This is a genomic window from Micromonospora sp. WMMC273, assembly GCF_027460285.1.
Lineage (GTDB): Bacteria > Actinomycetota > Actinomycetes > Mycobacteriales > Micromonosporaceae > Micromonospora > Micromonospora aurantiaca.
Window position 1 is genome coordinate 4,890,091 of the sequence record NZ_JAPZBE010000001.1, and the last position, 22,076, is coordinate 4,912,166.

Here is a 22,076-nt window from a genome sequence, read left to right on the forward strand (position 1 = left end):
CCATGCGCCAGGATGAACAGCAGGTCACGCAGGACCACCCCGAGGCCGTCCGGTCCGCACCGGTGCCGGTGCCGCAGCCGGGCGAGCACGCCGACACCGACCGCCGCGACACCGACCGGGCCGACGTGCCCGAGGACGCGCTGGACGACCGCGGCACCTTCGACGACCCGGCGGTCACCGACGAGCGGCGCGACGCCGAGGTGGACGAGACCCGCGCCTACGACGCCGGGGAGCTGCGCGACGCGGCCGACCGGACCGACGACGACGGGCGTGCCCCGTACGCCGAGCCGGCGCCGCTGCCGACGGCGTTCGGCGCGGCCACTGTGGGCGACGCGGTGGCCGCCTCGGCCCTGGCCGGCGGCCGTCCGCAGGACGAGCGCGACGCGCGCGACGAGGACACGGCGGCGCCGGGCGACGGCGCGCCGGGACGCACCGACCCGCTGGACGACGAGCGGGCCGACCCGACCGCCGGGGACCGCCTGCACGACCGGGACCGCTGGGACGCCGAGCACCCCGGCGCCGGCGACCGTGACGTGGACGGCGACGGCCGGGACGACCGCACGGTGGACACCGACGCCCGGGACGACCGCATCGACGGCGTCGTCCGGGACGACGCGGCCGCCGACGGCGCGGTCGGGTACGGCAGCGCTGAGCCCGGCCTGGTCGACCCGGACGCCGAGCCGGTCCCCGCCACCGACGACGCCGACCGGCGGCACGACCGGGTGGACACCGCCACCGCGGCGGCGGGCGCGGCAGCCGCCGGCACGGCCGGCGCGAGCCTGGGCGGCGCGGACCGGCCCACGCCCGGCGCGGTACCCGCCGACGCGGCGACGCTGTTCGCGCCGGAGGCCGCCCAGGGCTTCCGGGACCGCTGGCGCGACGTGCAGCTGCGCTTCGTGGACGACCCGCGCGCCGCGGTCGGCGAGGCCGAGTCGCTGGTCGAGGAGGCGATCGAGGCGCTCTCCACGGCCCTGCGCGAGCAGCGCACCCGGCTCGGTGCCTGGCAGGAGTCCGGCTCCACGGACACCGAGCAGCTCCGGGTCGCCGTGCGCGGCTACCGCGACTTCCTGGACCGCGTGCTGGGCCGCTGAGAAACCGCCACGAAGCCCCGGCCGGTGACCCGGCCGGGGCTTCCGCACGTCCGGACCGAACAGCAGGTATGAAACTTCCCAATCGGGGTACGTGCGGTCAGCGGTGCACACGAGGGGAGCACGGTCATGGGCGGTGGCGGCCTGCGATTGAACATGAACGCCCTGGACTATCTGATTCTGGCGCTCTACTTCGTCACGGTGCTCGGCGTCGGTTTCGCCGCCCGGCGCGCGATCCGCACCAGCGTGGACTTCTTCCTCTCCGGCCGCTCGCTGCCCGCCTGGGTCACCGGCCTGGCGTTCGTCTCGGCGAACCTGGGCGCCCTGGAGATCATCGGCATGGCCGCCAACGGTGCCCAGTACGGCATCATGACCGTGCACTACTACTGGATCGGCGCCGTGCCGGCGATGGTCTTCCTCGGCATCGTGATGATGCCGTTCTACTACGGCTCCAAGGTCCGCAGCGTCCCCGAGTACCTGCGGCTGCGCTTCAACCGCCCCACCCACCTGCTCAACGCGATCAGTTTCGCGGTCGCGCAGGTGCTCATCGCGGGCGTGAACCTCTACGCGCTGGCCCTGATCATGCAGGCGCTGCTCGGCTGGCCGCTCTGGTTCGCGATCATCGTCGGTGCGGTGATCGTGCTGGCGTACATCACCGTCGGCGGGCTCTCCGGCGCGATCTACAACGAGGTGCTCCAGTTCTTCGTGATCATCGCCGGTCTGGTGCCGATCACGGTGATCGGGCTGGTCAAGGTCGGCGGCGTGAGCGGCCTGATGGACGCGGTCCGCGACTCCAGACTCGGCGAGGCCGGCCTGCACGCCTGGGAGGGCACCGGCAGCACCGGCAACCCGCTCGGCGCGCACTGGCTGGGCATCGTGTTCGGCCTCGGCTTCGTGCTCTCCTTCGGCTACTGGACCACGAACTTCGCCGAGGTGCAGCGCGCCCTGTCCGCGCGGAACATGAGCGCCGCCCGGCGTACGCCGATCATCGCCGCGTACCCGAAGCTGCTCATCCCGGCGGTCACCGTGATCCCCGGCCTGATCGCCCTGGTCACCGTGAAAGGGCTGGGCGCCGACGAGGGCGACCTGGTCTACAACAACGCGATCCCGCTGCTCATGCGCGACCTGCTGCCAAACGGCGTGCTCGGTATCGCGGTCACCGGCCTGGTGGCCTCGTTCATGGCCGGCATGGCGGCGAACGTCAGCGGCTTCAACACCGTGTTCACGTACGACATCTGGCAGGCGTACTTCCGGCGGGACATGCCGGACGAGCACTACGTGAAGGTGGGCCGGCTCGCCACCGTCGGCGCCGTGGTGATCGGCATCGGCACCGCGTTCATCGCGGCCGGATTCAGCAACATCATGAACTACATCCAGGCGCTGTTCTCGGTGTTCAACGCGCCGCTGTTCGGCACGTTCATCATCGGCATGTTCTGGCGGCGGATGACGCCGCTGGCCGGGTTCTGGTCGCTGCTGTCCGGCACCGTCGTCGCCACCGCCACGTACCTGCTCTACAAGGGCGGCGTGATCAGCTTCAACTCGGACCTGGAGGAGAGCTTCTGGGGCGCGGGCCTGGCCTTCGCCACCGTCGCGGTGGTGGCCGCGATCGTCACGCCGCTGACCCGGCCGAAGACCGACGACCAGCTGACCGGGCTGGTGTACGGCCTCAGCGACACCACGCTCGCCGACGACACACTGGCCGGCGACGCCGCCTGGTACCGCTCCCCGGTGCTGCTCGGCGTCGTCGCGGTGATCCTCGCCGCCCTGTTCTACATCCCGGTCTTCTGAAGGAGGGGACGCACACCATGCCAGACGACGCGGACCGCCACTACCAGGGCGGCGAGGCGCACGACCCGCTGGTCGACGAGACCGAGGACGCCCGGGAGGAACGCTCCGCCGCGGCCCGGCTCTTCGACATCCGCCGGGTCATCGGTGGCCTGTTCGTGGTGTACGGGCTGATCGTCGGGCTGATGGGGCTGTTCGACACGTCCGCCGAGATCGACAAGGCGCAGGGCGTCCGGATCAACCTGTGGGCGGGCGCGGCGATGCTGGTGTTCGGCCTGCTGATGCTGCTGTGGCTGCGGCTGCGCCCGACCGAGACGCCGGAGCCGCACCGCGACGAGTCCTGATCCCCGCCGCCCGCATGGCGCGGCCCGCACCGGGTACGCCTCGGGGATCAGGCGGAAGGGACAGGAGGGCAGCAGCATGACCGATCGTGACCGCGGTGGCGAGCGGCCGCTGGAGGAGACCCCCGAGGTGGCCGCGGCGGTGGACGACGACAGCACGGTGCCCCAGTTGCGCGGCGGCGGCACCGACCCGGACAACCCCGTCTTCACCGAGCCCGACGGGGCGGTGCCCGACACCGGGTCGCCGAACCTCATCGGTGACCCGTACGCGGCCGGTACCGGCGCGACAGGCACCGGCACCGGTGCCGCACCGGACGACATCCGCACCGGAGCCGAGCAGCCCTGGGATCCGGAGGACCTGGTGCAGGCCCGGGGTCAGGACGTGACGCCGGAGAACCTGGAGCGGGCCCGCCGCGACCTGGCCGAGCTGGGCCGGGCGGCGATCGAGCGCACCGTGCCCTGACACCGGCACGGCCGAGGGCCCCTGGCCGACGTGGGCGTCGACCAGGGGCCCGGGGAACCCGCGCGGCGGTGCCTCACTCCCGCCGCCGCGGGTGGCCCGTACCGCGGCTCAGGAGAGCGGCGGGTACGCGTTCTGCATGAGCTGCTGGAACTGGGCGGCGAACCAGGCGCCGGAGATCGGCGCGTCCGGCAGGGCACCGGACATGCTGTTGCCGTTGCGGGCGTTACCGGTGTAGGTCGGGTCGCACATCCGGTCGAAGCCCTTGCCCTCGTTGTTCGGGATCTCCTTGCTGGAGCCGTCCGACTCACCCGGAGGCTTCACCCAGACGTAGGCGTCGATCCCGGGCTCCGGGTTGGCCTGCGGCCGCTCGCCGAGACCCGCGCCGGCCTGGTTGCACCAGTTGCCGGTGTGGAAGCGGCGGTCGACCCGGCCGCCGTCGACGTACGCGTCCACGCTGGTCGACGGGCCGGGGCCGGTCGGCCGGGCGGCGCCGCCCCAACCGTTGCGGGAGGTGTCGATCAGCATGCCGATGTTGCTGTCGAAGCCGATCGAGACCAGCTTCTGCCGGAACGCCTGGGCGAACGACAGCTCGTCGAGGTACTGGTTCCAGTCGGCCCACTTGGACTGCCGGACGGTCTGGCCGTTCACCGTGTCGGTGATCTTGACGTACGGCTCCTTCAGCGCGGAGTAGTTCGCCGTGTTGACGATGAAGCCCTGCACGTTGGCGACGGTGCTGCCGGACGCCACAGCGGCGGCCTTGAGCTGGTCGGCGACCGGGCCGAAGTTGCTGTCCCAGCCGATCCAGCCGTGGTGGGCGGCGTCGATGTAGTTGTAGACGTTGCCGATCGCGCCCAGCTTCGCCAGGGCGTAGCCGACACCGTTCACGTACGCGCCGTTGGCCTTCACCGTGTCACACATGACGGTGCCACCCGCGTTGCCCGAGGTGTTGGTCACCAGGTTGGGCAGCGAGTCGATCTCGATGATGTTGACGATGCGCAGGTTCCGGTACTTCGCGTCGCCCTGGATCGCGGCGATCGGGTCGATGTACTCGGCCTTGTAGCGGGGCAGCTCGTCCGGGCCCAGCTCACCGTTCGAGGCGAGCGCGGAGCAGTCCCGGCCGGGCAGGTTGTAGATGACGAACTGGATGTAGCCGGCGCCCTGGGCGAGCGCGGCGTCCAGGTGGTCACGGACGCCCATCGCCCCGTTGGAGCTGCTGTCCGGCGTGCCGTTGATGGCGGCGATCCGGTCGATCCAGACGGCGGTCGGGTTGTTCGACACCCGGTTGCCGCCGGACACCGACTCGGCCTTGGCCTTCCACTCGGGGTTCACGTACCCCTTCACACCGGCGTACGGGTTGTCGACCCGCTGCCCGGGCGGCGGCGGAGTGGTCGTCGGCGGCGTCGAGGTCGGCGGGGTCGACGTCGGCGGGGTGCTCGTGGGGGGCGTGCTGGTCGGCGGCGTGCTCGTCGGCGGGGTGCTGGTGGTCGGCGTGCCGCCGTTGCACACGGTGCCGTTGAGCGTGAACTGGGTCGGCTTGGGGTTGCTGCCGCTCCAGGAGCCGTTGAAGCCGATGGTGGTGCTGGCGCCGCTGGCGAGCGACCCGTTGTACGACTCGTTCTGCGCGGTGACGTTCTGGCCGCTCTGGGACCACCGCGCGGACCAGCCGTTCACCACCCGCTGCGAGCTGTTCGGGAAGGTGAAGCCGAGGTTCCACGAGCTGAGCGCGTCACCGATGTTCTTGATGGTCACGGTGCCGGTGAATCCACCGGGCCAGTCGCTGGTCGTGTAGGTCACGCTGCACTGCGTGGCGGCCTGCGCCGCGGTGACCGGGAGGGTCACCAGTCCACCGGCTACCAGGACGCCGGCGCTGGTGAGCGCAAGCGTCCGGTTCCGGCCGGACAGCCTTCTCCACAGATTCATGCCACTGATCTCCTTGGGCGAGACCGGATCCGCGTACGGCCCGGCGCAATGGCGGCTGCGGGCGTCCTGCGGGAACGACCGTGCGCGCCACGGGTTACTTCGGGGGACGCCCGACCCGGACGGGCGTTGTGGGGGTGGTGGTGCCGACCGGTCCGCAGGACCGGCCGATGGAGCCGGACGTCGGCCGGTGGTGCCGGCTGCCCTCGACGTCTGAGCTCGCGGTGTGGCTCCCCGAACCGCGTGGAACGATTCTTGCATGGGAGCGCTTCCATGACAATGGCTCGATGCGCCTCGCCCCACCGTACCGCCCGCCCCCACTCGCGCCGCCCCACCGACGCCCCTCAGCTCGGGTGGAACACCACGGGTGTCAAAACGGCCCGGAGACACCCATGACGTTCCACTCGGCGCGCGGACCGCGGTCGCGGCGAAGGGCATTCGATCCGCGCGCGACGTCGGACAGGGCACGCATCCGCCCCAACGTCAGCAAATCCCTAAAAGCGAATCTTTCCCCGAATAACTCGCGAAAAGGTCTAACGTCGGTCTTAGCTCGACTGACGTCGGGCTCAGGACGAACAGGGATGGAGACGCTGGTCATGGCTAAGAAGATGCTCGGGAAGGTGGTCGCGGGCGCCGCTCTCGGCGGAGCGGGCCTTCTCGCGTTCACCCCGGGAATGGCCTACGCGGGCGGGCACGACGAGGGCAAGGTCATCGCCAAGCCGCACGTGGTGAAGGCGGGGGACACCGTCGAGCTGCTCGCGATCTGCTCCGAGCCGCAGAAGCACGCCACCGTCTGGTCGAAGGTCACCGGCAAGGTCGACCTGCACCCGGCCCGCGACGGCGAGCACGGCGACTGGGCCGACCGCGGCGGCGACTGGGGCGGCGACAAGGACTGGGGCTGGGACGACAAGGGCCCGGACGGCAAGGACGACCACGGCAAGGGCCCGGACGGCCGCGGCGAGCCGGGCGGGGACGGGCACGGCCCGGACGGCAACGGCCCCGGTGGCAACGGGCCCGGTGGCAACGGGCCCGGCGGGAACGGCCCGGGTGGCGACGGCATGCCGCAGCCTCCGGCGAACCAGCCCCAGCCGCCGGCCGGCCAGCCGGAAGGGCAGCCGCAGCCGGGTGGCGCGGGCGCCGGCGCGGCCGTCGACCCCGGCGACTGGCAGGGGCACGACGAGTACGGCCAGGACGCCGAGCCGGGCTGGGAGAAGGAGAAGCCGGGCGGGCCGGACTGGACCAAGGACGAGCACGGCCCCGACGGCAAGGACCGGCACGGCAAGGACGCCAAGGACGAGCACGGCAAGGACGACCGTGGCGCTCGGCCGGACGACAAGGGCAAGGACGGCAAGGACGAGCACGGCTCCTGGCAGGGCGGCAAGGACGACTGGCAGGCGAGCGGAGGCGCCTGGCAGGAGGACAAGGGCGACTACGGCAAGGACGCCGAGCGCGACTACGGCAAGGACGAGTGGGAGCACGGGAAGGACTTCGTCTACTACGGCGAGGCCACCGTGTCGCACGACGCCCGGCCGGGCCGGTACGAGCTGCGGGGCACCTGCGGTGAGGGCGAACTGGTGGTCCTGCCGCGCGGTGGGGTCGACGGCGGCGACGGCGGCATGACGACCACCGGCGTGGACCGCAACCTCGCCACCGGCGGCGCGGGCATGATCGGCGCCGCCGCGCTGGGCGGCCTGGTGCTGCTGCGCCGGCGGCGGGCCGGTGGCCTGGTCTGACCGGACGACGACCCGGGCCAGCGGCCGCCACGGAAGTCCGTGGCGTGCCGCTGGCACGGCCGTCGTCGTCCTGCTCGCCATGGCCGGGGCCGGTCTGATCGGCGCGTCCGTCCGGACCGTCCCGCCACCGTCACCGCCGCAGCCGCTCGGTCAGGCGGCCCCGGTCACCACCGGCCCGCAGAGCGATCCGGGTGGCGCCTACGCCGACCCGGACGCCGAGGGCCAACCCGCACCGGGCGCCGAGAGCCAACCGGCACCGGGCATCGGGCAGTCCACACCGGGTGGCACCGGCCGGCCGGCAGCGGGCCCCGCCGGGGGCGGCCCGGCGACGCCGGGCCCACCGAACGCCGCACCCGGCGCCACTCCGGGCGCCGCAGCCGTCCCGGGCGTCCCGAACACGACGGGCGCCGCCCCGGCCCCGCTGCCCCGGTCGGCGCCGGTCACCATCTCGATCCCCCGCATCGGGGTGCAGGCGCCGATCATGTCGCTCGGCACGAACCCGGACGGCACGGTCCAGGTGCCCCCGCTGGACCAGGCCATGAACGCCGGCTGGTACTCCCCCGGCGCCAGCCCGGGCGAGGCCGGCAACGCGGTGATAGTGGGTCACGTCGACTCCGCCCAGCTCGGCCCGGCGGTGTTCTTCAACCTCGGCGCGCTGGTGGCGGGCGACACGATAGTGGTCGCCCGGCAGGACGGCTCGTCCGCCACGTTCACGGTGCGGGAGGTCGCGTCGTACCCGAAGACCGCCTTTCCCGCCGCGCAGGTCTACGGCCCGTCGGACGTGCCCGCCCTGCGCGTGGTGACCTGCGGCGGGGTGTTCGACAAGACGGCCGAGAGCTACCTGAACAACATCGTCGTCTACGCCCCGATGACGAGCTGAGGGGCGGAAACGGCAGTGGCCCGGCGGTCGGGGAACCGACCACCGGGCCACTCGCGTCGAGCGGTCAGGCCGCCGCCGAGGTCCGGACCAGGGTACGGATCTGTCGCAGCAGCACCGACAGCGCGGACAGGTCGGCGCGGGACTCGTCGAACTCCCCCATCGCCCGGTGCGCCCGGTGGATCGAGGTGGCGTTCGCCTGCTCCCACTCCTGCACCCGCTCCACCGGCGGCACGTCCTCCGGTGTGGACCCGAGCACCTCCGCGGTGAGCGCGGCCAGCGCGGCGTACAGGTCGTAGCGCAGCGCCATCCGGGCCAGGGTCTGCCACCTGTCCTCGCGGGGCAGCAGGGAGATCTTCGACAGCAGCGCGTCGACCCGGAACCGGTCGGAGAGCACGAAGTAGACCGAGGCCACCTCGCTCACGTCCCGCCCGGTCGCCTGCGCCGTCTCGACGATGTCCAGCAGGCCGAAGCTGTACATCAGGCGAGTCGCCTGCTCGGCCAGGTCACGCGGCAGCCCGCGCTCGACAAGCGACTCGATGTGCGCCGCGATGGCCTCCCGCTCGGTGCCCCAGAACCGGTTCTCCAGGTCCGGCAGGAGCCGGGCCACACCGTCGCGCAGCCGGGCGATCTCCGCCGGCACGTCGATCGGCGAGCGCCGGTTGGTGACCAGCCAGCGCACCGCGCGGTCGAGCAGCCGCCGGGTGTCCAGGTAGACAGCGGTCTGCAACTCGGGCGAGACCTTGTTGTCGAGCGCCTCGACCGCGTCCCACAGGTCGCGCAGGCCGAACACCTCGCGGACCACCACGTACGCCCGGAGCACGTCGGCAGCGGACGCCGCCGTCTCCTCGACCACCCGGAAGACGAACGAGATGCCGCCCCGGTTGATGGCCTCGTTGACCAGGACCGTGGTGACGATGTCCCGGCGCAGCCGGTGCCGGCCCATCCGCTCGGCGAAGCGCTGCCGCAGCGGCGTCGGGAAGTAGTTGACCAGGACCTCGGTCGTCCACTCCTCGTCCGCCAGGCCCTCGCCGACGATCTCGCGCTCCAGCACGATCTTGACGTACGCGAGCAGCACCGCGAACTCCGGCGCGGTCAGGCCGCTCTCGGTGCGGACCGCCAGTTCCTCGTCCGAGGGCAACGCCTCCAGCGACCGGTTCAACGCGCCGGACCGCTCCAGCTCGTTGATCATCCGCCGGTGCACCGGGAGCAACGAGGCGGCCTGGGCCTGGGCGTTGTTGAGCGCCCGCGCCTGGTCGTAGTTGTCCCGCAGCACCAGATCGGCGACCTCGTCGGTCATCTGGGCCAGCAGCTCGTCGCGCTCCGGCCGGTCCAGCTCGCCGTCGGCCACCGCCGTGTTGAGCAGGATCTTGATGTTGACCTCGTGGTCGGAGCAGTCCACACCGGCCGCGTTGTCGATGAAGTCGGTGTAGATGCGGCCGCCGGTCGAGGCGTACTCGATCCGGCCCTGCTGGGTGAAGCCCAGGTTGCCGCCCTCGCCGACCACCCGGCAGCGCAGGCCCTTGCCGTCCACCCGGATGGCGTCGTTTGACTTGTCCCCCACCTCGGCGTTGGTCTGGCTGGACGCCTTGACGTAGGTGCCGATGCCGCCGTTCCAGAACAGGTCGACCGGCGCGGTGAGGATCGCCTTCATCAGCTCCTGCGGGCTGAGCTGCGTGACGTCCTCGTCGAGGCCGAGCACCGCGCGGACCTGCGGCGAGATCGGCACCGACTTCGCCGTACGCGAGTGGACGCCGCCGCCTTCGGAGATCAGCTCGCGGTCGTAGTCCTCCCACGACGAGCGCGGCATGTCGAACAGCCGCTTGCGTTCCTCCCAGGACCGGGCCGAGTCCGGATCCGGGTCCAGGAAGATGTGCCTGTGGTCGAACGCGGCCACCAGCCGGATGTGCTTCGACAGCAGCATCCCGTTGCCGAACACGTCGCCGGACATGTCGCCGACGCCGACCACAGTGAAGTCCTGCGTCTGGGTGTCGTGGCCCAGCTCCCGGAAGTGCCGCTTGACCGACTCCCAGGCGCCGCGGGCGGTGATACCCATCTTCTTGTGGTCGTAGCCGGCCGAGCCACCGGAGGCGAACGCGTCGCCCAGCCAGAAGCTGTGCGCCTCGGAGATCTCGTTGGCGATGTCGGAGAACGTCGCCGTGCCCTTGTCGGCGGCCACGACCATGTACGGGTCGTCGCCGTCGTGCCGGACCACGTCGTCGGGCGGCACGATCTCGCCGCTGACGATGTTGTCGGTGACGTCGAGCAGCGCGGAGATGAACTCCTTGTAGCAGATCACCGCCTCGTCCCGGTCGCCCGGCTTCTGCTTCAGCACGAAGCCGCCCTTGGCGCCGACCGGCACGATCACCGCGTTCTTCACCATCTGCGCCTTGACCAGGCCGAGCACCTCGGTCCGGAAGTCCTCGCGCCGGTCGGACCAGCGCAGGCCGCCGCGGGCCACCGGCCCGTACCGCAGGTGCACGCCCTCGAACCGGGGCGAGTAGACGAAGATCTCGAACTTGGGCCGCGGCGCGGGCAGGTCCGGGATGGCCTGCGGGTCCAGCTTGAACGCCACGTACGCCTTGGGCCGCCCGCCCACCGGCTTCTGGTAGAAGCTGGTGCGCAGCGTGGCCTGGATCAGCGTCAGGTAGGCCCGCAGGATGCGATCCTGGTCGAGGCTGGCCACCTCGTCCAGCGCCTCACCGATCGCGTCGACCAGCTCGCCGCTGCGCTGCCGCCGCTCGTCGAGCGTGGTCGCGCCCGGGGCGAACCGGGTCTCGAACAGCTTCACCAGCAGTTCGGCGATCTGCGGGTACGCGATGAACGTCTGCTCCATGTACTCCTGGGAGAACACGGTGCCGGCCTGGCGCAGGTACTTCGCGTACGCGCGCAGCACGACGACCTGCCGCCAGGTGAGCCCGGCCCGCAGCACCAGCTCGTTGAAGCCGTCCACCTCGGCCTCGCCCCGCCAGGCGGCGGCGAAGGCGTTCTCCACGTGCGGACGCACCTCGGCCAGGTCCTGGTGCCGCTCGGGCAGCTCCAGACCGAAGTCGTAGAGCCAGATCCGGCCGTCGACGCGCTCCACCTCGTACGGGTGCTCGTCGACCACCTTCACGCCGAGCGAGTGCAGCACCGGCAGCACGGCGGAGAGCATCATCGGCTCGCCGTACCGGTAGACCTTGAACCGCACGTCCATCGTCTCGTCGGCGTCGGCGGCGCGGGCGGCGTACGGACGCGGCGGTGCCTGCTTGCGGAACAGGTGCATCTCCAGCTGGCCGGGCTCCTCCAGCAGCTCCAGCTTCGCCAGGTCCTTCATCGCCTCGTACGGCGTGTGCCCGTCCTTGTAGCCCTCCGGGAACGCGTCGGCGTACCTGGCGAACAGGTGCTTGGCCTGCTCGTCGCCGAGCTTGCGCTCCAGCACCAGCCGGTAGTCGTCGTCCCAGAGGCGGGTCGCGTCGGCCAGCTCCTCGGCGAGCAGGTCGGCGTCGATGTCGCCGGGCGGGTTGTTCGGGTCGGTACGCACGATGAAGTGCACCCGGGCCAGCATCGACTCGGTCACCCGCGTGGTGTAGTCGACGCCGACGCCGTTCAGCTCGCGCAGCAGGATGTCCTGCATGCGCAGCCGGTTCTGGGTGGTGAAGCGGTCCCGCGGCAGGTAGATCAGGCAGGAGATGAACCGCCCGTACGCGTCGCGGCGCAGGAACACCCGCAGCTGCCGTCGACCCGCCATCCGCAGCACGCCGATCACCGCGTGGTACAGGTCGTCGGTCTTGATCTGGAACAGCTCGTCGCGCGGGTAGGTCTCCAGGATCTGCAGCAGGTCCTTGCCGGAGTGGCTGCGCAGGCTCAGGCCCGAGCGGTCGAGCACCTCGGCGACCTTGCGCCGGACCACGGGCAGCTCCTGCACGCTGGTCCGGTACGCGGCGGTGGAGAACAGACCCAGGAAGCGCCGCTCCCCGACCACCTCGCCGGCCTCGTTGAAGATCTTGAAGCCGATGTAGTCGAGGTACGCCGAGCGGTGCACAGTGGCACGCGAGTTGGCCTTGGTGATGATGAGCAGGCGCTTCTCCAGCACCTTCTCGTGCGCCTCGGGCGTCATCGAGTTCAGCGACCGGGCCTCCGGCGAGTCGGAGCGCAGGATGCCAAGCCCGGTGCCGAGCACCGCCTCCAGGGCCTGCCCGCCGCGCGCGCCGTCGGTGTCGACCAGGCGGTACTCCCGGTAGCCGAGGAACGTGAAGTGGTCGTGCGCCAGCCAGCGCAGCAGCTCCACCGAGTCGGTGATGTCCTTCTCCGGCACCGGCGGGCGGTTGTCCGACGTCCGGGCGGCGGCCAGCTCGTCGGCGAGCGCGAGGGCCCGCTGCCGCATCTTCGGCCAGTCCTCGACCGCCTCGCGCACGTCGGTGAGCACCCGCTGCAACTCGCGCCGCAGCGTCTCCCGCTCGGCCGGGTCACGGACCGGGTCGATCTCGATCCGCATCCAGCTCTCGACCAGGTCACCGGCGATGGCGTCGTCCGGTTCCACGTCCGCCGACACCTCGGTGAGCCGGCCCAGCGGCTCGCGCCGCACCACGACCAGCGGGTGCACAAGCAGGTGCACGTCCAGGTGGTGGGAGTTCAACAGGGCGGTCACCGAGTCGACGAGGAACGGCATGTCGTCGGTGACGATCTCCACGACCGTGTGGTGCTGCTCGGCGTCCGGCTCGTGGATGCGGAGCTTCAGCTCGCCCGGCACCCGCTGCTGGGCCAGGTCCCGGTGCGCCCGGGCCGCCTCCAGCATCTCCTCGGCGGTGAAGCCGATCAGCTCCTCGTCCGGCGCGAACCGCCAGAAGCGGTCCACCAGTGTGGCCGCGTCGTGGTCGTCGCCGGCCAGCGCGACCGCCTGGGCGACCAGCCGCTCCGCGTTGGGAACGGGCTCGTCCAGCTCGGCGTCCTCCGACTCGTCGGCCAGCGCCTGCGCAGGCAGGCCCAGGTCGTAGAGGGTGTCGATGCTGGAACCGGTCATCCCGGTCACTCCTGTGTCGAGACGGCTGAAACCGTCCCCGTCGGTCGCCGAATCGAAGCTGTCGTCGTCCCGGCCGGTGTCAGCCTGCCGGAGGTCGGGTCCCGGTTTGATCGCCGGACGCCGGTCCATCGGTGCCACTCCCCTCGACCCACCGCGTTGTGGGTCACTCTGCCGCCCAGCCTAGGCCCTACCGCGCGGTACCTCCCGCGGCGGATCACTGGCCGGACGTCCGGATCGGGACTCTGTCCTTTCACCCGTTGCGGGTCCGAGGTCGGCCGCTCGCGGAGTACCCCGACTGGCGATGTTCATCACACTGCCACACGCTGCTTCTCGCGCTGCCGGAGGCCGTGGCGGGGCGGTGGGGAGCGCCGGGCCGTACTAGCGTGCAGGGCAGTTGAGCACCGGAGGGACCGCTTCATGCCCGTGTCGTACCCCGTCCGCCCCCACCGCCACACCCGTCACCGCGCCCTCGCGGCACTGGCCGCAGTCCTGGTCACGGCCGGTGCGCTGACCGGATGCTCCGGGGACGACGGCCCGGAGACGGCCGTCGAGGCGTTCCTCGGCGGCTGGCGCTCCGGCGACCTGCAGGCGGTCGGCTTCGTCCAGCCGGCCGGCGGGCGGGTGCCCGCCGGCGACGTGACCAAGCAGATCCAGGCGCTCGCCGGCGCGCTCGCGGCGAACCCGCCGGAGCTGGCGCGCACCGGCGAGATCACCACCAAGGGCGACGTCGCCACCGCCCGGGTCAAGGTGAGCTGGGCGCTGCCCGGCGGCGGCACCTGGGCCTACGAGAATCCGGTACGCCTCAAGCGCGGCGGCGACGACCAGTGGCAGGTGATCTGGGAGCCGTCGGTGGTGCACGAGAAGCTGGAGAGCGGCGACCGGATCGCGCTGCGGCGGGAGCCGGCGCAGCGCGCCGGTGTGCTGGACGCGGCCGGTCAGCCGATCGTCGCACCGCGCCCGGTGGTCCGGGTGCAGCTCGTCCCCGGCGAGGTCACCGACGTGCCCGGCACGGTCAAGAAGCTGGACGCCGCGTTCAAGGCGATCCGGCCCGCGCTCACCCCGCCGGTCGACCTGGGCGACCTGCCCAAGCGGCTCAAGGAGGCGAAGGCGGACGGGCTCGTCGAGGTGGTGACGCTGCGCGACGAGGCGTACCGGCAGATCAAGCCGCGCATCTACGACCTGCCCGGCACCCGGTTCGTCTCGGAGCAGCTCATGCTGGCGCCGACCCGCGAGTTCGCCCGGGCGCTGCTCGGCTCGGTCGACCAGGCCACCGCCGACGACCTCCAGGCCCACCCGGAGCGGTACGCGCGCGGCGACCTGGTCGGCCACGGCGGCCTTCAGGGCCGGTACGACGAGCGGCTGCGCGGCGTCCCCGGCGTCACCGTGATCACCGAGCGGACCACCCCGGACGGCAAGGTCGAGCCGACCGGCACGGAGCTGTACCGCGCCGACCCGAAGCCCGGTCAGCCGGTGAAGACGACGATCGACGCGGCCACCCAGAACGCCGCCGACGCCGCGTTGCGCGGGCAGACCCGCCGGTCCGCCCTGGTCGCCGTGCGGATCAGCGACGGCGCGGTGCTGGCCGCCGCGAACGGCCCGGGTGCGGCGGGCGAGAACCTCGCCTTCACCGCCCAGGTTCCGCCCGGCTCGACGTTCAAGATGGTCAGCGCGCTCGGCCTGCTCGACCGCGGTGCGGTGACCCCACAGACGACTGTGAACTGCCCGAAGACGGCGACCGTCGAGGGCCGGGTCTTCAAGAACTCGGACAACTTCGAGCTGGGCGCGGTGCCGTTCGCCACCGACTTCGCCGAGTCCTGCAACACCGCGTTCGTGGCGCTGGCGCCGAAGCTCGGCCCGGACGGGCTCGCGCAGGCGGGCCGGTCGCTCGGCCTGGAGGCCGCGTGGGATCTGGGCACCGACGCGTTCACCGGCAAGATCTCCGCCAACGGCCCGGCCACCGAGCAGGCCGCCGCCGCGATCGGTCAGGGCACCACGCTGGTGAGCCCGCTGGCGATGGCCAGCGCCACGGCGGCGGTGGCCCGGGGCAAGTTCGAGCAGCCCAAGCTGCTGCTCGACCCGGCGCCGGCCAAGCCCGCGCCGGCCGGCGAGGCGCTCAAGCCGGAGTCGGTGGCGGCGCTGAAGTCGATGATGCGCGGGGTGGTCACAGCGGGCAGCGGCAGCGCGCTCGCGGACGTGCCGGGCGAGCCGGTGCACGGCAAGACCGGCACCGCGGAGTACGACAACAACCCGGCGCACACGCACGCCTGGTTCGTCGGCTGGCAGGGCGACGTGGCCTTCGCCGTCTTCGTCGAGCAGGGCGGGGCGGGCTCGAAGGTCGCCGCGCCGATCGCCGAGAAGTTCCTGCGCGGCCTCGCCGCGAGCTGAGCGGGTCCCGCGCCGCCCGGCCGTGAGCTGAGCCCGGTCCTGCGCGGCGGGACGGCGCGCTGAGGCGTACCGGTCAGGCGATGTCGATGCCGGAGCGGGCCGGGTCCGGCTCGTCTCCGGCGGAGGCGCGGCGCAGCAGACCGGGCCCGAGCGGGTCGTCACCGAGGTCGTCGTCGGCGGTCGGGTCGGGGCCGATCGGCTCCACCGCGACCGCCGGCGCCGGTACGGCCGCCGGGGCGGGCAGCGGCTCGGGCTTCGACCGGCTGTCGGCGGCGCGGGGCTGCGGTGCGACAGGTCCGGCCGGCAGCAGCCGGGGCGGCACGGCACCCGGCGCGACGACCGGGGCGAGCCCGGCCACCACCGTGTTCACGATCTCGGCGGCGTACGCCCCGTCCGGGTCGTAGTCGGGGTCGAAGACGGTCAGCTCGACGCCGAGGCAGTGCGGGGTGTCGACCAGCCCGGCGAGCAGGATCTCCAGCTCGGCGAAGGCGATGCCGCCCGGGTCGGGTGCGTCCACTGCGGGCATCACCGCCGGGTCGAGCACGTCCACGTCGATGTGCACCCAGTAGCCGGCGCAGTCGACGAGCTGCTCGTGCGCCCACTGGGCGGTCCGGGCGGCGCCCTCGGCGCGCAGCGCCGGCACCGGCCGGGTGGTGATGCCGGCGGCCTGGAGGTCGAGCCGGTACTCGTCCTGTGCCCGGATGCCGAGTACCACCACGTCGATGTCCCGGAAGTACGGCCGGCGGCCCTCGATCGCGGCCAGGTCGGGCTGCCCCCGGCCGGTGACCAGGGCGAGATCCTCCCCGGCGGCGGCGCCGACGTACGAGGCGTTGCCGGGGTGCCGGAAGTCGGAGTGGCCGTCGACGAAGACCAGCCCGATCCGCCCGCCGACCGCCTCGCCGAGACGGTGCATGGCCAGCGCCGAGCCGAGCAGCACCGAGCAGTCACCGCCGAGCACCAGCGGGAACTCGCCCCGGTCGATGATCGCGCCGATCCGGTCGGCGAGCGCCACCGAGTACGCGGAGATCTCCGGCGCGTGGCAGACGCCGTCACCGGGTCGCCAGTCGCCCGGGTCGTACCGGGGCGGGGTGAGGCAGCCGGCGTCGCGGGCCCGCAGCCGCGCGAGCAGGCCGTGGTCGCGCAGCGCACCCGGCGCCTTGCCGCACCCGGGGACGGAGCTCGCGGTGGGCGGGCGCAGTCCGAGGTTCGTCGGCGCGTCGAGGACGGCGATCCGGCGCATCATGGGCTCCCGTCCTCGGCGGTCGGGCGGGCCGGCGGTGCGCCGGCCCGCGCGGGTTGACTCAGAACAGCGCGCTGGCCAGGGCGCGTCGGGCGGAGGCCACGGCGGGGTCGTCCGGGCCGGCGATGGTGAACAGGCCGAGCAGGTGCTGGCGTACCCGGTCCCGGTCGTCCCCGGCGGTGCGCCTGACCAGGCCGACCAGCCGCTTGTACGCCTCGTCGGCGAGGCCGCTGAGCACCTCGATGTCGGCGGCCAGCAACTGGGCGTCCACGTCGTCGGGGGCGGCCGCAGCGGCGTCCAGCGCGCCCTGCGGGTCGGCGCCGGCCACCCGGCGGGCCAGCCCGACCTGCGCCAGGCCCGCCTCCGCCGCCGCGTCCGCCGGCGACTCGGCCAGGATCTTCCGGTACGCCGCCTCGGCCGCGTCGAGGTCACCGCTCATCAGCGCGTCGTCGGCGGCGTCGAGGCGCGGGTCCTCCGGTTCGGCGACTGTGACGCCACCGGCCTTGAGTACGGCCTGGAGCCACTGTCGCAACTGCGACTCCGGCACCGGGCCGGGGAAGGCGTCGATCGGGCGGCCACCGACGATGGCGTACGTGGTGGGCAGCGTCTGGAGCTGGAACATCTGCGCGAGCCGCGGCTGCTGCTGCACGTCGACCCGGGCCAGCAGCCACGCTCCGCCGCCCTCGGCGGCCAGCTTCTCCAGCACCGGGGCGAACTGGTCGCTCTCCGGGTAGCCGGCGGCACCGAAGAAGACCACCACCGGTGTGGTGAGCGAGCGTTCGAGCACCTCGGACTGGATGTTCGCCTCGGTCACGTCGATCACGGCGGCGGAGCCTGCGGGGCTGCCCGGCAGCCCGGTCGGCCCAGCGCCCTGGGACGGTGTGGCGGAGGAGGTGTCGGCCGGTGCGGGGGTGCGCAGCGCGCTGAGGTCGACCGCGCCGCGGGTGAAGATCGACGAGGTGATCCGTGGGTCGCTCATGGTTGTCTAGTCTCGCACGTACCCCGGGGATCTCCGACCACCCGCAACGCCCACGTCGCCACTCTCACCCCTGCTCAACCCCCGCGCCGCCCCCTCACCCCCACCTCCCCGCGATCTTGCACTTTCCGCCCCGGCAAATGCGACGAACTGCCACACGCGGAGGGCTCGAACTGCAAGATCGCGGGGGCGAGGGCGGGGGCGGGGGTGGGGGTGGGTGGGTCAGAAGCGGGCGGGTTCGCGGTAGACGCCCCACTCGGCGCGGAGTGCGTCGCAGATATCGCCGAGGGTGGCCTCCGCGCGGACCGCGTCGAGCATGGCGGGGATCATGTTCTCGCCGGTCCGCGCCACCTCGACCATCCGCGCCACGGCGGCGGTGACGGCGGCGTCGTCGCGGGCCGACTTGCGCTCGGTGAGCACCCGGCGCTGCTCCAGCTCCACCTCGTGCGAGATGCGCAGGATCTCCAGGTCCTTGGCGACGGTGCCGGTGTGGCAGTTGACGCCGACGATCTTCTTGTCGCCCTTCTCCAGCGCCTGCTGGTAGACGAACGCCGACTCGGCGATGTGCCCGGTGAACCAGCCGTCCTCGATGCCGCGCAGGATGCCCGAGGTCATCGGGCCGATGGTGTGCGGGCCCTCGCCGCCGAGCTGCTTGATCCGGGCGAAGATCTCCTCCGCCTCGGCCTCGATCCGGTCGGTGAGCGCCTCGACGTACCAGGAACCGCCGAGCGGGTCGGCCACGTTCGTCACCCCGGTCTCCTCCATCAGCACCTGCTGGGTACGCAGGGCGATCTCGGCCGACTCGTCGGTGGGCAGGGCGAGCGTCTCGTCGAGCGCGTTCGTGTGCAGCGAGTTGGTGCCGCCGAGCACCGCGGCCAGGGCCTCCACGGCGGTACGGACCACGTTGTTCACCGGCTGCTGCGCGGTCAGCGACACCCCGGCGGTCTGCGTGTGGAACCGCAGCCACTGCGCCTTCTCGCTGGTGGCGCCGTACACGTCACGCAGCCAGCGGGCCCAGATCCGGCGGGCGGCGCGGAACTTGGCGATCTCCTCGAAGAAGTCCACATGGGAGTCGAAGAAGAAGCTCAGGCCGGGGGCGAACGTGTTCACGTCCAGCCCGCGCGACAGGCCCAGCTCGACGTACCCGAACCCGTCGGCCAGCGTGTACGCCAGCTCCTGCGCGGCGGTCGAGCCGGCCTCGCGGATGTGGTAGCCGGAGACGGACAGCGGCTTGTAGCGGGGGATCTCCCGGGCGCAGTACTCCATCAGGTCGCCGATGAGGCGCAGGTGCGGCTCGGGGTCGAACAGCCACTCCTTCTGCGCGATGTACTCCTTGAAGATGTCCGTCTGGAGCGTCCCGTCCAGCGTGGACAGGTCGGCGCCCTGCCGCTCGGCGGCGACCAGGTACATGCAGAAGACCGGCACGGCCGGGCCGGAGATGGTCATCGAGGTGGTCACGCCGGCCAGGTCGATGCCGTCGAACAGCACCTCCATGTCGGCGGCCGAGTCCACAGCGACGCCACAGTGGCCGACCTCGCCGAGGGACTGCGGGTCGTCCGAGTCGCGGCCCATCAGCGTCGGCATGTCGAAGGCGACGGAGAGACCGCCGCCGCCGGCACCGAGGATCATCTTGTAGCGCTCGTTGGTCTGCCGGGCGTTGCCGAAGCCGGCGAACTGCCTGATGGTCCAGGTCCGCCCGCGGTAGCCGGTCGGGTACAGACCCCTGGTGTACGGGAACTCGCCCGGCCAGCCGATCCGCTCGAACCCGGGGTACGGGGTGTCCTCCGGCGGGCCGTACACCGGTTCGACCGGCATTCCGGACAGCGTGGTGAAGTCCGCGTCGCGCTTGCGGGCGGCGTCGTAGCGGGCCTGCCAGCGGGCCCGACCGGCGGCGATCTCGTCAGCGTCCATGCGCGGAGCTCCTTCTCAAGTCGTCGTCCCGAGTCCGAGTGTAGAGCGAGATCCTGAACGATCCTTAAGGGCTCGCGTACCGGCCGGTAACCCCGCCACTGCCCCGCCGGGACGACCCATCACCGTCGATCCGCAGGTCAGGGCGCTGTCTCACGTGGCGGACGACTGCCCGGCGCAGCCTCCCGGGGACCGGGTTCCCGTGCCAGACTCCGGCCGTGGGCAATCGAATCGCGACCCGGCTGATTACCTAGGCGGCGTACGCCTCCGCGTGCGTCGCCGGCCAAGCAATCCTGTCGGCTCGTCCTAGTGAGGCCCCCCGTGAGCGTGTCCGCATCCACCCCCGCAACCGTCGACCATCCCCGGCCCGCCCCCGGCCGCCCGTACGACGAGCCCGCCGCCGAGCACGGCACGCCGTGCACGATGGTGGTCCACCTCGGCGTGGGTCACTCCACGACCGGCCTGCTCAAGGTGCTGTCCGTGCTGCACTCCCGCCGGGTCGCCGTCTCACACGTCCAGTACGTGCAGTGCCCCGACCGGTCCGCGGTGATGATCGTGGAGTGCTCCCCCGCCACGGCGCCGATGGAGACGGTCCGCAAGAGCGTCGCGAACGCCGTACCTGTGGTCAGCGTCAGCGTGCACAGCGCGCCGGCCCGCGACGGCGTCCGGCGCCTGCGGTCGGGCCGCGGCACCCACAGATGACCGTCAGCCGGTGGGCTCCGGGCCACCGGCGCGCATGACGTCCCGGGCGGTGAGCGCCACGTGCAGCGACAGGCGCCGTTCGCTCGAGTCCAGGTCGACGCCGAGCACCCGCTCGATCAGCTCCAGCCGCTGGTAGAGCGCCGACCGCGACAGCGACATCGCGTCCGCCGCGCGCCGCTTGTTGCGCCCCTCCACCAGGTACGTCTCCAGCAGCGCGACGTGGTTCGTGCCGTGGCGCTGGTCGTACGAGAGCAGCGGGCCCAGCTCGCGCTCCACGAACGTCTGCAGGCGCACGTCGTCGCGCAGCAGGTACAGCAGGCCCCGGAGGCGGACGTCGTGCAGCCGGTAGAACGGGCGCGGTTCGGCGGTGTGCACTGTCGCGTCGGCCACCTGCGCCGCCTCGGCGAGTGAGCGCCGGGCCAGGTCGAGCGTCCGGACCACCGACCCGGCGGCGACCACCACGTCCGAGCCGGCCCGGTGGCCCGCCCGGGTGAGCGCGGCGGACAGGCCGCCCAGCGCCGCCTCGTCGGAGCCGGTCTCGTCGAGCGCGACGAGGAGGGTGACGCCGGTGCCGCCGGCCGCCTCGTCCACGTCGCCGGCGAGCGCGGCGAGCCCGCACTCGCGTACCGCCGTCTCCACCGCGTCGAGCAGTTCCCGCCGGTTCGCGGTCCCGTCGGCGCCGGTGCCCGGGGCCGGCCGGCGCCGCCGGACCACGACGCCGAACAGCCGGCGCTGGTCCAGGACGACACCGAGCCCGCGCGCCCGCAGCGCCACGTCCCGGGTGGGCGCCGAGTGGGTGACGATGCTCAGCAGCAGGCTGCTGCGCGCCTGCCGCTCGACCGACGAGGAGTCCCGGGCGACGAGCTGGTTCAGCGCGATGGTGGACGCGGCGCGTTCCAGCAGCACCCGGGTCCGGGCCGGTGGCTCCTGGTCGCACAGCAGCACGAGCCGCCCCCACCGGTTGCCGCGCGCCTCGACGCTCGTCACCAGCCAGCCCGAGCGCGGCTCGTAGCCGGTGCCGGACGGCATCTCGACCGCGCGGGAGCGGGTCTCCCAGCGGTCGAGCAGCTCCTCGGCGGTCAGCGGGCCGGTCTCGTACGCCAGCACCTGGTGGGCGAGGTTCTCCAGCACCGCGGGCCGCCGGGACAGGCGGGTGACCTCGCGGAGCACCTGGCGGGGCTCGGCGCCCTCCACCGACAGCTCGGTGAAGATGCGGTGGATCTCGTCCTTCGCGAGCAGATCCGCCGTCTGCTCCTCGACGATCACCGAGTGGACGACCTCGGTCACGGCCACGAACCGCATCTCGCGCCGCAGGGCGATCAGGGGCAGGTTCCGGCTGCGGGCGTGCTCGACCAGCCCGGCCGGCAGCGTGCCGCCGAACCGGCGGCCCAGCTCGACCACCACGCCCGCCACCCCGACGGCCGCGAGGCCGTCGATCCACCGGCGCAGCCCGTCGTCGTCGGGGGGCAGGCCGATGCCCGTGGTCAGGACCAGCTCGCCACCGCGGAGCAGGTCGGCGATCTCGGGGATCTCGGCGACGTGCACCCAGCGCACCGGCGCGTCCAGCCGGTCCCGGCCCGCCAGGACGCGCGGCCCGGCCTGCTGCAGAGCCGGCAGTTCCAGCACGTCACGGACGGTCATCGGCATCGGAGCGCCTCC

14 protein-coding genes and 1 pseudogene are annotated in these 22,076 nt (G+C 72.6%); 8 read left to right on the top strand and 7 right to left on the bottom strand.

Going from position 1 to position 22,076, the window contains the following annotated elements; translation table 11 throughout:
* The first annotated feature begins 2 nt into the window (after positions 1 to 2).
* From O7611_RS22635 to O7611_RS22650, 4 genes are all read left to right on the top strand, one after another.
* Complete coding sequence (locus tag O7611_RS22635) at positions 3 to 1,091, top strand: hypothetical protein (RefSeq protein WP_194800648.1); 1,089 nt, start codon at positions 3 to 5, stop codon at positions 1,089 to 1,091.
* Positions 1,092 to 1,217: 126 nt separating this feature from the next.
* Positions 1,218 to 2,876, top strand: a complete 1,659-nt coding sequence (locus tag O7611_RS22640) for a sodium:solute symporter family protein (RefSeq protein WP_194800647.1) — start codon at positions 1,218 to 1,220, stop codon at positions 2,874 to 2,876.
* Between the two features lie 17 nt (positions 2,877 to 2,893).
* Entirely contained in the window at positions 2,894 to 3,217 is a 324-nt protein-coding gene (locus O7611_RS22645) for a hypothetical protein (RefSeq protein ID WP_194800646.1), read from the top strand.
* 76 nt (positions 3,218 to 3,293) lie between these two features.
* A complete protein-coding gene (locus O7611_RS22650) occupies positions 3,294 to 3,677 on the top strand; it encodes a hypothetical protein (protein WP_194800645.1) in 384 nt (127 codons plus the stop codon).
* A 108-nt stretch (positions 3,678 to 3,785) separates the two neighbouring features.
* On the opposite strand, the gene O7611_RS22655 is transcribed toward O7611_RS22650, so the two are convergent.
* Complete coding sequence (locus tag O7611_RS22655; RefSeq protein ID WP_194800644.1) at positions 3,786 to 5,597, bottom strand: glycoside hydrolase family 6 protein; 1,812 nt, start codon at positions 5,595 to 5,597, stop codon at positions 3,786 to 3,788.
* A gap of 578 nt (positions 5,598 to 6,175) precedes the next feature.
* Between O7611_RS22655 and O7611_RS22660 the strand changes: the two genes are divergently transcribed.
* Together O7611_RS22660 and O7611_RS22665 are read left to right on the top strand one after the other, a co-directional pair.
* Entirely contained in the window at positions 6,176 to 7,327 is a 1,152-nt protein-coding gene (locus O7611_RS22660; protein ID WP_269697534.1) for a hypothetical protein, read from the top strand.
* Positions 7,328 to 7,406: 79 nt separating this feature from the next.
* A complete protein-coding gene (locus O7611_RS22665) occupies positions 7,407 to 8,207 on the top strand; it encodes a class F sortase (RefSeq protein WP_269697535.1) in 801 nt (266 codons plus the stop codon).
* A 64-nt stretch (positions 8,208 to 8,271) separates the two neighbouring features.
* Here O7611_RS22665 and O7611_RS22670 read toward each other — a convergent pair whose 3' ends face one another.
* The gene (locus tag O7611_RS22670) at positions 8,272 to 13,335 is read right to left on the bottom strand and encodes an NAD-glutamate dehydrogenase (protein WP_194800641.1); all 5,064 of its coding nucleotides are present in this window, start codon (positions 13,333 to 13,335) and stop codon (positions 8,272 to 8,274) included.
* Positions 13,336 to 13,623: 288 nt separating this feature from the next.
* Here O7611_RS22670 and O7611_RS22675 point away from each other — a divergent pair, with 288 nt between their 5' ends.
* Complete coding sequence (locus O7611_RS22675; RefSeq protein ID WP_269697536.1) at positions 13,624 to 15,591, top strand: penicillin-binding transpeptidase domain-containing protein; 1,968 nt, start codon at positions 13,624 to 13,626, stop codon at positions 15,589 to 15,591.
* A gap of 73 nt (positions 15,592 to 15,664) precedes the next feature.
* On the opposite strand, the gene O7611_RS32015 is transcribed toward O7611_RS22675, so the two are convergent.
* The 4 genes and pseudogenes from O7611_RS32015 to O7611_RS22690 all read right to left on the bottom strand — a co-directional run bounded on the left by O7611_RS32015 (position 15,665) and on the right by O7611_RS22690 (position 19,718).
* A complete protein-coding gene (locus O7611_RS32015) occupies positions 15,665 to 15,796 on the bottom strand; it encodes a hypothetical protein (protein WP_370584924.1) in 132 nt (43 codons plus the stop codon).
* 10 nt (positions 15,797 to 15,806) lie between these two features.
* Positions 15,807 to 16,834 (bottom strand): annotated as a pseudogene (locus tag O7611_RS22680) (arginase family protein); the annotation flags it as partial.
* 58 nt (positions 16,835 to 16,892) lie between these two features.
* Positions 16,893 to 17,810, bottom strand: a complete 918-nt coding sequence (locus O7611_RS22685) for a tetratricopeptide repeat protein (protein ID WP_194800638.1) — start codon at positions 17,808 to 17,810, stop codon at positions 16,893 to 16,895.
* Between the two features lie 219 nt (positions 17,811 to 18,029).
* Positions 18,030 to 19,718, bottom strand: coding sequence for an acyl-CoA mutase large subunit family protein (locus tag O7611_RS22690; RefSeq protein ID WP_269697537.1), 1,689 nt, complete (start codon positions 19,716 to 19,718; stop codon positions 18,030 to 18,032).
* Between the two features lie 318 nt (positions 19,719 to 20,036).
* Between O7611_RS22690 and O7611_RS22695 the strand changes: the two genes are divergently transcribed.
* Positions 20,037 to 20,417, top strand: coding sequence for a hypothetical protein (locus O7611_RS22695; protein WP_269697538.1), 381 nt, complete (start codon positions 20,037 to 20,039; stop codon positions 20,415 to 20,417).
* Positions 20,418 to 20,420: 3 nt separating this feature from the next.
* Here O7611_RS22695 and O7611_RS22700 read toward each other — a convergent pair whose 3' ends face one another.
* A complete protein-coding gene (locus tag O7611_RS22700; protein WP_269697539.1) occupies positions 20,421 to 22,064 on the bottom strand; it encodes a PucR family transcriptional regulator in 1,644 nt (547 codons plus the stop codon).
* Positions 22,065 to 22,076 lie beyond the last annotated feature (12 nt).

Bases quoted from the DNA above. Each gene is read 5' to 3' on its own strand.
- O7611_RS22675 (WP_269697536.1), top strand. From the start codon at position 13,624: ATGCCCGTGTCGTACCCCGTCCGCCCCCACCGCCACACCCGTCACCGC.
- O7611_RS22640 (WP_194800647.1), top strand. From the start codon at position 1,218: ATGGGCGGTGGCGGCCTGCGATTGAACATGAACGCCCTGGACTATCTG.
- O7611_RS22670 (WP_194800641.1), bottom strand. From the start codon at position 13,335: ATGGACCGGCGTCCGGCGATCAAACCGGGACCCGACCTCCGGCAGGCT.
- O7611_RS22700 (WP_269697539.1), bottom strand. From the start codon at position 22,064: ATGCCGATGACCGTCCGTGACGTGCTGGAACTGCCGGCTCTGCAGCAG.
- O7611_RS22645 (WP_194800646.1), top strand. From the start codon at position 2,894: ATGCCAGACGACGCGGACCGCCACTACCAGGGCGGCGAGGCGCACGAC.
- O7611_RS22635 (WP_194800648.1), top strand. From the start codon at position 3: ATGCGCCAGGATGAACAGCAGGTCACGCAGGACCACCCCGAGGCCGTC.
- O7611_RS22650 (WP_194800645.1), top strand. From the start codon at position 3,294: ATGACCGATCGTGACCGCGGTGGCGAGCGGCCGCTGGAGGAGACCCCC.
- O7611_RS22690 (WP_269697537.1), bottom strand. From the start codon at position 19,718: ATGGACGCTGACGAGATCGCCGCCGGTCGGGCCCGCTGGCAGGCCCGC.
- O7611_RS22655 (WP_194800644.1), bottom strand. From the start codon at position 5,597: ATGAATCTGTGGAGAAGGCTGTCCGGCCGGAACCGGACGCTTGCGCTC.
- O7611_RS22660 (WP_269697534.1), top strand. From the start codon at position 6,176: ATGGAGACGCTGGTCATGGCTAAGAAGATGCTCGGGAAGGTGGTCGCG.
- O7611_RS22685 (WP_194800638.1), bottom strand. From the start codon at position 17,810: ATGAGCGACCCACGGATCACCTCGTCGATCTTCACCCGCGGCGCGGTC.
- O7611_RS22665 (WP_269697535.1), top strand. From the start codon at position 7,407: ATGGCCGGGGCCGGTCTGATCGGCGCGTCCGTCCGGACCGTCCCGCCA.